Origin of the sequence: Nonomuraea sp. NPDC050202 (assembly GCF_040656115.1) — a bacterium.
Classification (GTDB): Bacteria; Actinomycetota; Actinomycetes; order Streptosporangiales; family Streptosporangiaceae; genus Nonomuraea.
In genome coordinates, this window is sequence record NZ_JBFALF010000030.1 from 112,487 (window position 1) to 122,237 (window position 9,751).

At 73.4% G+C, this 9,751-nt stretch carries 6 protein-coding genes; 2 read left to right on the top strand and 4 right to left on the bottom strand.

The features are described 5' to 3' along the window. Positions 1-84 precede the first annotated feature (84 nt). From AB0I79_RS47045 to AB0I79_RS47055, 3 genes are all read right to left on the bottom strand, one after another. The gene (locus AB0I79_RS47045) at positions 85-756 is read right to left on the bottom strand and encodes an alpha/beta hydrolase (protein ID WP_357888110.1); all 672 of its coding nucleotides are present in this window, start codon (positions 754-756) and stop codon (positions 85-87) included. Between the two features lie 112 nt (positions 757-868). Further along, a complete protein-coding gene (locus AB0I79_RS47050) occupies positions 869-3,088 on the bottom strand; it encodes a tetratricopeptide repeat protein (protein WP_357888113.1) in 2,220 nt (739 codons plus the stop codon). Between the two features lie 108 nt (positions 3,089-3,196). Then, a complete protein-coding gene (locus AB0I79_RS47055; protein ID WP_357888116.1) occupies positions 3,197-4,102 on the bottom strand; it encodes an alpha/beta hydrolase in 906 nt (301 codons plus the stop codon). A 126-nt stretch (positions 4,103-4,228) separates the two neighbouring features. On the opposite strand from AB0I79_RS47055, the gene AB0I79_RS47060 reads away from it, so the two are divergent. Continuing rightward, complete coding sequence (locus tag AB0I79_RS47060) at positions 4,229-6,940, top strand: AAA family ATPase (RefSeq protein ID WP_357888119.1); 2,712 nt, start codon at positions 4,229-4,231, stop codon at positions 6,938-6,940. 80 nt (positions 6,941-7,020) lie between these two features. Here AB0I79_RS47060 and AB0I79_RS47065 read toward each other — a convergent pair whose 3' ends face one another. Further along, positions 7,021-7,770 (bottom strand): alpha/beta hydrolase, encoded by a 750-nt coding sequence (locus AB0I79_RS47065; protein WP_357888121.1) that lies wholly within the window; start codon positions 7,768-7,770, stop codon positions 7,021-7,023. 95 nt (positions 7,771-7,865) lie between these two features. Here AB0I79_RS47065 and AB0I79_RS47070 point away from each other — a divergent pair. Next, the coding region (locus AB0I79_RS47070; protein WP_357888124.1) for an AAA family ATPase at positions 7,866-9,751 on the top strand (1,886 nt) is incomplete at its 3' end.

The window sequence follows — 9,751 nt, forward strand, 5'->3', positions numbered from 1 at the left end:
TTCGGGCGTGCGGAATCAGCGGATGGCGGTCCATGAGGCCGTCCGCGGCGGTGGGAGAAGTCCGGCCTGGGTGGACGGACGTGGTCAGCCGGCGGCGGCCTGGCGGATGAGGTCGGCGACCGCCGCGGGCTGGGAGATGTGGACGGCGTGACTGCCGATGACCTCGACGACGGTCGAGCCGGCGCGTTCGGCCATCATGCGCTGGGTGGGCGGCGGGATCATCCGGTCCTGGGTCGCGAGCACGTACCAGCTGGGCCGGTGCTTCCACGCGGGTTCGGCGACCGGCCCACGAAGGGCGTCCACGCCCCACGGGACCTGCGAGTCGGCCATGAAGGCGGCCACCTGGTCGGGCAGGTCGGCGGCGAACCAGCCGGCGAACCGGTCGCGGTCGAGGAGGAGGAAGCCGTCCGCGGGCGGAAGGACGGGCGGCGCCGGCGCGCCGACGGTAAGGCTGTCGACCGATTCGCCCTTGTCGGGAGCGAAGGCGGTGACGTAGACCAGCGACGCGACGTTGGGGTGGTGGCCGGCCTCGCTGATGACGGCCCCGCCGTAGGAGTGGCCGACCAGGACGGCCGGGCCGTCGAGGCCGTCCAGGACCCGGCGGGTCGCCCTGACGTCGCCGGCCAGCGACAGCGTCGGGTTCTGCACGATGTGGACGCGGAGCCCGTCCCAGGTCAGCTCGTCGTAGACGCCCCGCCAGCCGGAACCGTCCACGAAGCCACCGTGCACGAGCACGATGTTCCTGACTGGGGTCATGATCACTCCTGGGTGGAGGGACATGCCCGGTGCCTGTCCCGTCGCACTCCATCCAAGGCGCGCGCACGCCGCGGGACCACGCAGAACAGGACGCAGAAGTAGGGCGGAACCGTCAGAGCGCGGGGTCGGCCAGGTCGTGGCAGCGGCTGCTCGCCTCGGCGTCGCCGATGGCCTCGTACACCTCGGCCGCCCGCGCGTAGGCCTGCCGACTCTCTTCGCCGCGGCCCTCCTCCGCCAGCAGGGCCGCCAGCGTCTCGAGCGAGCGGGCCTGCGGCACGGCCAGATGGACCTGCTCCATGAGAGCGATCGCCTCGGTGAGCTTGGTGATCCCCTCGGCTCGCCGGCCGAGCGACCCCAGGCATTCACCGATGCGGGCCAGCGCGATCGGCCGGGTGAACGCCGCGACGCTCGGCGTCACCTCCGACCGGTCGTCGTTCACCAGGGCCAGCACCGTGAGGTACTGCTCCAGCGCCTCGGCGTGGCGACCGGCGTCGCGCAAACAGGTGCCGAGGGCGCCGAGACAGTCGCAGTACCGATTGACGTCGCCGTCGGCCTTGGCCATCTCGGCCGCCCGGAGCTCTGAGGCGATGGCCTCGTCGAGCCGCCCGAGCCGGCGGAGCGCGCCTCCCGTCTGGTGGTGAGCCTGGGCGATCTCGCCCGTGGCGTCACAGCGCGTGGCCAGCTCCAGCGCCTGCGCCGCGTAGCCCAGGGCGGTCTCCGGGTCGTCTCGCGGCAGCAGGTGGACCCAGGCGAGCTGGTTCAGCTGCGCGGCCTGCCTGTCCGCGTCGTCCAGGGCGGCGGCGGCCTCGGCGCCGAGGGTGAAGACCTCGTGCCAGTGTGGCGCGTGCATCCACCGGTCGGAGAACCTGTCCATCGACCCGGCGACATCGAGCACGGCGGTGAACCGGCCCATGCCCGCCGCCTGGCGTAGGGCGGCCAGCCAGTTGTCCATGTTCACGCGCAGCCAGTGGTCGGCCTCCTCCGGCGAGCGCAGCTCGGTGAGGTCGGGGTCAGGCCGGTCGGAGCGGCCGTGTCCGGGCTCGAACCAGCGCCCGGCGGTGGCGGCCGTCCGCAGCAGCCATGACGTCACCGTGACGGTGAGCGTGTCGCGCTCGGCCGCGGGCTCCTCCGCGCGGAGCCGGTCGCGGGCGAACAGCAGGACCAGGTCGTGGAAGCGGTAGCGGCCTGAGGCGCCGTCCTGCAGCAGGCCGAGGTCGACGAGTTCGTCGAGGGCGTCCCACGCTCCCGCGATCGTCGTGCCGCCCGCGACGGAGGAGAGGGCGGCGTCGAAGTCACGGCCCGGCACCAGAGCCAGGCGGCGGAAAATCCGCCGCGTCGAGTCCGCGAGCTGGTCGTAGGACAGCCCGAACGCGGTGGCGATCTTCAGGTCGCCGGCGCTGAGCTGATCCAGGCGGCGCTCCTCGTCCGTCAGCCGGGCGGCGAGGTCGGCGGCGTTCCAGCCGGGCCGGCTGGCCAGCCGGTTTCCGGCGATGCGCAGCGCGAGGGGCAGGCCGCCGCACAGCTGCGCGAGCTGCCAGAGGGCCTGCTCCTCGTCCGAGGCGCCCCGGTCCTTCAGGATCCCGGTCAGCAGCCGCGTGGCCTCCATCGGCGCGAGCGGCACCAGGCCGAGCCTGCGCACCCCTTCCAGGCCGGCCAGCAGGCGGCGACTGGTCACCAGCGCTCTGCCCGCGCCGCCGCCCGGCAGCAGCGGCCGTACCTGCTCCTCGGAGGCGGCGTTGTCGAGCACGACCAGCACGCGCCGCTCGCGCAGCAGGGAACGGTACAACGACGCGCGCCCGGCGACGTCGGCGGGAATCTGCTGGTCGGCCACGCCGAGCGCGCGAAGCAGCCGGCCCAGGGCCTCATCGGCAGGCAGAGGGTCGGGCGACATCCCGAACAGGTCGAGGAAGAACACGCCGCCGGGGAAGTCCGGCCGCAGGGCGTGCGCGGCGCGGACGGCCAGCGTGGACTTGCCCAGCCCGGCGGATCCGGTGATGAGCCCCACGCCGGCCTCTTCTGCGCGCATCACCTCGCCGGCCCAGGCCAGTTCCGCGGCCCGGCCGGTGAAGTCGTCGACGGAGCGGGGCAGCTCGCACAGCCCGGTCGGCCGGTTCCAGTGGTCGCGCAGGCGGCCCTCGCGCGCCAGCTCGACGAACTGCTCGCGCTCGGCGCCGGCCAGGCGGAGTGCGTCGGCCAGCGCGGTGACGGTCCGGTGCTGGGGGCCCTTGCTGCGCCCGCGTTCCATGTCCGACAGTGTCCGGGCGCTGACTCCCGAGGCCTCGGCGAGCTGCTCCAGCGTCAGCCGCGCGGCGCGCCGGTGGCGCCGCAGCACCTGCGCGAAGCTGAGTGGAGTGGCGATGGGGGGCTCCCTGTGCGCGATCCGGTGGAGATCACCCAGAGCCTACGCGCCGCCTCGCCGGCGGTCACCCCGCGGGTGGCCTCACGATCGGCCGGTCCCCAGCGCCCTGGCGAGGAAGCTCGCGGCCTGCTCGATCGCCTCCTGGGCGGAGCAGGTGCCGCGCAGGGCGTTGAGCGTGAGGAAGCCGTGGATGACGCCCTGGTAGCGCACCGCCGACACCGGGACGCCCGCTCCACGCAGCCGTACGGCATAGGCCTCGCCCTCGTCGCGCAGCACATCGGCCTCCGCGGTGATCACCATGGTGGGCGGGAGCCCGGCCATTTCCCCGCGCGTGGCCCGCAGTGGTGAGGCGGTGCTCTCGACCCCGCGGGCCGCGTCCGGGAGGTACTGATCCCAGCACCAGCGCATCCCGTCGGCGCGCAGGAAGTAGCCCTCCGCGAACTCGCGGTAGGAGCCGGTGTCGCAGGAGGCGTCGGTGGCCGGGCACAGCAGCACCTGTCCGGCCAGCCGCGCGCCCGCGCGCAGGGCCAGGGCCGCGGCGAGGTTGCCGCCGGCGACGGCGATGCGGGAGACGTCCAGACCGAGCCCGGTGCCATGTCTGCGCAGCCACTCCAGAGCGCCCAGGCATTCTTCCAGCGCGACTGGATAGCGCGCCTCGGGAGCGAGGCTGTAGTGCACGAACGCCACCGCGGCATGCGCGTTCAGTGCCAGCTCACGGGCGAGCCTGCTCTCGGCGTGCTCGCCACCGAACACCCAGTCGCCGTGCAGGTACAGCACCACCGGCAAGGCGCCGTCGGCGTGCTCGGGCCGGTAGACGGTCAGGCCGGCGATCTCCTGGCTGGTGGTGCCGGGGACCAAAATCTGCGGCTGCTGGACGTCGCGCAGAGCCTTTCGCCCCTCCTGCGGAGGCATGCCGTACAGGAAGGGTGGACTGGCGGTGGCGTCGGCGAAGGACTGGGCGGCAGGGTCCAGCACCGGCTTGGACATGAAGGCTCCTGAAACAGCGGACGGCGCCCTGACACTAGGGTGAAGCCACGCCGTGCGGTATGCGTCGGATGACGTATTTCTTGCGACACTTAGGGGTGTTCTTGCGGGAGAAGCGGGGGAGCACCCATGGTCATGGCCCTGTTCGGGCGTGAGCGCGAGATCGCCCAGGTCGAAAGCCTGGTGGCGCAGATCCCCGAGCATGGTGACGCGCTGGTGATCAGGGGCGAGGCCGGGATCGGCAAGTCGGCCCTGCTGGCGGTCGCGCTGGACCGCGCACGGGCACTCGGCTTCGCGACGGCCATCGCCTCGGGCGTGCAGAGCGAGACCCATCTGCCCTTCGCCGGGCTGCATCAGCTGATCCAGCCGATGCTCGAGACCGCCGCCGAGCTGCCGGTCGCCCAGCGAGAGGCCCTGCTCAACGCGTTCGGCATGGGCGACGGCCAGGCTCCCCAGCCCTTCCTCATCGCCCTGGCCGTGCTGAACCTGCTCGGCGAGGCCGCAGCGGCCGAGCCGCTGCTCGTCGTCGTCGAAGACCTGCAATGGCTCGACCGGCCCACCACCGACGTCCTGGCCTTCGTCACCCGGCGGCTGAGATCCGAGCCGATCGGGATGCTCCTGGCCGTGCGCGAGGGGTATGCGACCACCCTGGACGACATCGGGCTACCGGAGCTGAGCCTGAGCACGCTCGACCCATCCGCGGCCGGAGAGCTGCTGGACAGCCAGCCGACCAAGCTCTCGGCCGGTGTGCGATGGAGGGTGCTGGCCGAGGCCGCGGGCAATCCGCTTGCCCTGGTGGAGCTGCCCATCGCCCTCGACAGGGAGCCGGGTCCGCCCTCAGGTGAGTTCCTGCCGCTCACGGCCCGGCTGGAGCGCTCCTTCGCCACCCGGCTGGCGGAACTGCCGAGGCGTACCAGGATGTTGCTGCTGGCCTGCGCCGCCAACGACGGCCACGATCTGCGCGAGGCCCTGACGGCGGCCGGCACCGTCACCGGGACCGAGCTGTCGCTGGCCGACCTGGCCCCTGCGGTTGACCTCGGCCTGGTCACGCTGCACGAGCGGTCCATCCGCTTCAGGCACCCGCTCGTCCGCTCGGCCATCTACCAAAAGGCCGGGCTGCTGGATCGGCAGGTCATCCACCTGGCGCTGGCCGACGTGCACACCCCCGATCCGGACCGCCGGGCCTGGCACCGGGCCGCCGCGCTCGACCACCCGGACGACAGCGTCGCCGCCGACCTGGAACAGGTGGCGCTGCGAGCCCGGCAGCGCGGCGCGCTCACCGTGGCGGTCACCGCGCTGCGCCGCGCTGCCGAGCTGAGCGAGCACGTGGCCGACCGCGCCATGCGCCTGCTGCGCACCGCGGAACTCGCCTTCGAACTGGGCCGCGGCGAGCTGATCACCGAACTGCTCGCGCTGACCGACCCGGCCCTGCTGGGCGAGCCCGAACGAGCCCGGCTGGCGTGGCTGAACGAGGTGCGGGAGGAGGGCCGCAACGAGGGCCCGCAGCGGGTGCGCAGGCTCATCGTGACCGCCGAGGAACGTGAGCGCGCGGGCGACCGGGCCCTGGCACGCAACTTCGTCCGCGCGGCCGCGATGCGCTGCTGGTGGCGCGATCCCGGTGCGGAGCTTCGCCACCGCGTCATCGCGCTGGCCGAACGGCTTGCCGCGCACGACGACGATCCCGAGTTGCTGGTCGCGCTGGCCACCGCGGCGCCGGTGGAGCGGGCCGGGGAGCTGATCGGCCGGCTGACGAGGTTACGGGAGACCCGGCTGGACGGCGCCATGGCCAGGCTGCTGGGCGTGGCGGCCAGCACGATCGGCGCGCACGAGCTGTCCGCCGCCTTCCTCGACCACTCCATCAGCGAACTGCGCGCCCAGGGACGGCTGGGGGTGCTGGCGCAGTCGCTGACCTCGCAGATGCTCAACCAGCTCCTGGGCGGCGACTGGCCGAGCGCCATGCTGGTGGCCGAGGAGTGTGAACGGCTGACCAGGGAGACCCAGCAGCCCCGCTGGCAGTCGGCGGCCCTGTCCATCCTGGCCGCCCTCGCCGGGCTGCGCGGGGACGTGAGCCGGGGGCTGGAGCTGGCCGCTCAGAGCGAGCGGGTGCTGGGCAGCGTCACGATCGCCTCCAACATCGCCCAGGCCCAGTACGCCCGGGGCCTGATCGCGCTGTGCGCGGGCCGGCACGCCACCGCCTTCGGCCATCTGTGGCGGGTGTTCGACCCTCGTGACACCGCCTACCATCCCATCTGGGGTTCGTGGACGATCAGCGAACTGGCCGAGGCGGCGGTGACCGCCGAGCACCGTGACCTGGCCCGTACGGCGCTGGCCGAGCTGGAGGTCATGGGCCGCCAGACGCCCTCCCCCTACCTGCACGTGGGCCTGCGTCACGCCAGAGCGGTGCTGGCCGACGACGCCGACGCCGACGGACTGTTCAAGACCGCGCTCGACGCGGACTTGACCTCCTGGCCCACCGCGCGGGCCCGTCTGCTGCTCGCGCACGGCCTCTGGCTACGCCGTCAACGCCGGATCGTGGAAGCTCGCGACCCGCTGCGCGCGGCCCGCGACGCCTGCGACAAGCTCGGGCTGCTGGCCTGGGGAGAGAAGGCCCGCCAGGAGTTGCGCGCCACGGGCGAGGGCAGCCACCAGCGCGTGCCCAGCTCCGCCGAGCGGCTGACCCCGCAGGAGCTGCACATCGCCAAACTGGCCGCCGGCGGCCTGTCCAACCGCGAGATCGGCCAGCAGCTCTACCTGTCCCATCGCACGGTCGGCACCCACCTGCACCACGCCTTCCGCAAACTGGGCATCGCCTCCCGCGGCCAGCTGCGCGACGTCCTCTGAGCCTCGGGGCGCCCCCGGCACCTACGTCATGCGACCGATACCCCGCACGGGGGCCCGGTGCCTACCGTCGTGCCATGCCGTCATCTCGCCAGGAACTCCAGCAGCAGCTGGTTCCACTGCTCATCGTGGGTGAGCGGGGCTCCGTGCGGCGCGCCAGGGATCGTGACCAGCGCACTGCCCGCGATCGCCCGTCTCAGCCGTGCTCCGCTGTCGCGCGGCGAGACGAACGCGTCCGCTTCGCCCTGGACGATCAGCGTGGGCACGGCGACGCGCGCCAGCTCCGCGTCCGGGGCGGCCGAACTCCACGCGGCCAGCGACTGCGCGGTCGCCCAGGGGGAGGCGTCCGCGGCGTGCCTGAGCAGGTACAGGCGGGTCTGCTCGTCCAGCGTGCTGTGACCGTCGACGGCGAACCAGCGCAGCAGGACGTCGTCGAGCATGGGGATGCGGTGCCGCCGCGCGGCCATGCGCAGCTCGCCGGCGATCGGGTCCGGATACAGCGCCGGGCTGCCCAGCACCAGCCGGGTCACCCGCTCGGAGGCGGCGGCGTAGCCGACGGCCTCGGCGCAGCCGCTAGAGAAGCCGACCAACGCCAGCCCGGTCAGATCGAGGCCCTCGACCAGGGCGGCCAGGTCGGCGGTGAAGGTGGCGTGGTCGTAGCCGTGCCACGGCCGGCTGGAGTGGCCGAAACCGCGCCGGTCATAGCAGACCACCCGGTGGCCGGCCTCGACGAGCGGGCCGATCTGGTACTCCCAGAACCGGCACGACAGCGGCCAGCCGTGCACCAGGACGACGGGCGGTCCGTCGCCGACGTCCTCATAGAAGAGGCTCACGTCTGAATCCACCTGTAGTCGCGGCACCCGCCCAGCATGCCGCCACCCACAGGCGCGGCAATCGGTCAAATGACTGCACCCAGGAGACGAACCACATGGACATCATCGGACGCACCACAGAGCTGGCCGCGCTACGGCAGACGATCGACCGCGCCCCCGGCGCACTGCCCAACGTCGTGCTGCACGGCGACCCCGGTGTGGGCAAGTCCGTGCTGCTGCAGGCCGGCATCGCCTACGCCAGGGAGCAGGGCATGCGGGTGGTGGGCGGCAGCGGCTTCGAATCGGAGGCGCAGCTGGCCTTCGCCGGGCTGCACCAGCTCTTCGCGCCGGTAATGGAGTATCTGGACCGGGTGGAGCCCTTCCACCGCGACACCCTGCTGCGGGTGCTGGGCATGCGGGACGGCCCGCCGCCCGACCGGCTGGCGATCTCGGTGGCTTCCCTGGCGGTGCTGGCCGCCGTGGCCGAGGACGGGCCGGTGCTGATCGCCGTGGAGGACGCGCACTGGGTGGACCACCCCACGCGGGAAGTGATGATGTTCATCCTGCTGCGGCTGCAGCCGTATGACCTGCGCGCCATCTTCGCCCGCCGGCCGCTGACCGCCACCGAGCGCGTCACCCCCGGCGTTCACATGCTGGAGGTCGGGCCGCTCGACGACGAGGCGGCCGGGCGGCTGCTGGACCTGCTGCACCCCGCTCTGCCGCCGTCGGTGCGCGAACGCGTGCTCGCCGAGGCCGCGGGCAACCCGCTGGCGATCACCGAGCTGCCGCAGACGTCGGTGAGCGTGGAGCTGCTGCCCTCCGGCGCGTCCCTGCGCACCCGGCTGGAGACCGGGTTCGCCGGCCGGTTGCTGGAACTGGCACCGCGGATCCGTACCACGCTGTTGGTGGCCGCGCTCGACGGCGACCGGCTGCAGCATCGGGCCGAGCTGTCGCCGTACGAGCTGCTGGAGGCCGAGCGCGCCGGCCTGGTCACCCGCGATTCGACGCCGTCGGGCCTGCGCTTCCGTCACCCGCTGGTCAGGTCCGCCATCATCAAGACGGCCTCACCGGAGGAGACTCGCGAGGCGCACGCCGTACTCGCTGAACAGCACCAGGCCGACCCGGAGCTGCGGATGTGGCATCTGGCGGCGGCCACGGTGGAGCCGGACGAGCAGGTGGCCGCCGAGATCGAGAAGGCCGCCCGCGCGGTGAGCCTGCGGGGCGGCAGCGGGCTGGCGGTCAAGGCGCTGCAGCGCGCGGCCGAGCTGACCCCGGACCCGGCGGCGCGCGCCGCCCGGCTGGAGCTGGCGGCCGAGCTGGCGGGCGAGTCCGGGCAGCTCGATCTGGCCCAGAGGCTGGTGGACGAGGCACGGCGCCACTTGGACGACCCGGGCAGGGCGCTGGCGGTGCGGGCGCAGATCCTCATGCTGCGCGACGGCGACCTGGACGCCGCCCGCCGCCTGCTGCGCGCCACGCCCGGAGCCGGTCCGCTGGTCAGGGTGATGGCCGCCTCCTACGCCCAGGACCCCGCGGATTGGGCGGAGGTCACCGACGTGGTCGCCGGCTGCGACGACGAGCACGTGCGCCTGCTGCACGACGTCTTCGCCGGCCTCGGCACGGCCGAGCGCGTACGGGTGGCACTGGACGGGCTGCCCGGTGACGCCCCGCCCGGCCGGGTGGCCGCGTTGTGCCGGGCGGCGACCTGGATGGACCTGCTGCCCGACTACCGCGACCGCATCCGCGCGCTGACCGAGGGCGAGGCCGGGCAGGGCGCGGTGACGCACGCGGCCAGCGGCTTCTGGCTCGCCGCGCACGACCACTTCCTGGCCGGGCAGTGGGAGGCCGCCGAGAGCGCCGCCAACGCCGGGCTCGATCTGTGCGTCCGCCACGACCTGGAACTGCTGGCCCACGACCTGCGCTGCAGCCTGGGCTGGATCGCCGCCGCGCGCGGCGACGCCGACAGCGCCCGCGCCTACAGCAGGACCGTCGAGCAGTGGGCCGC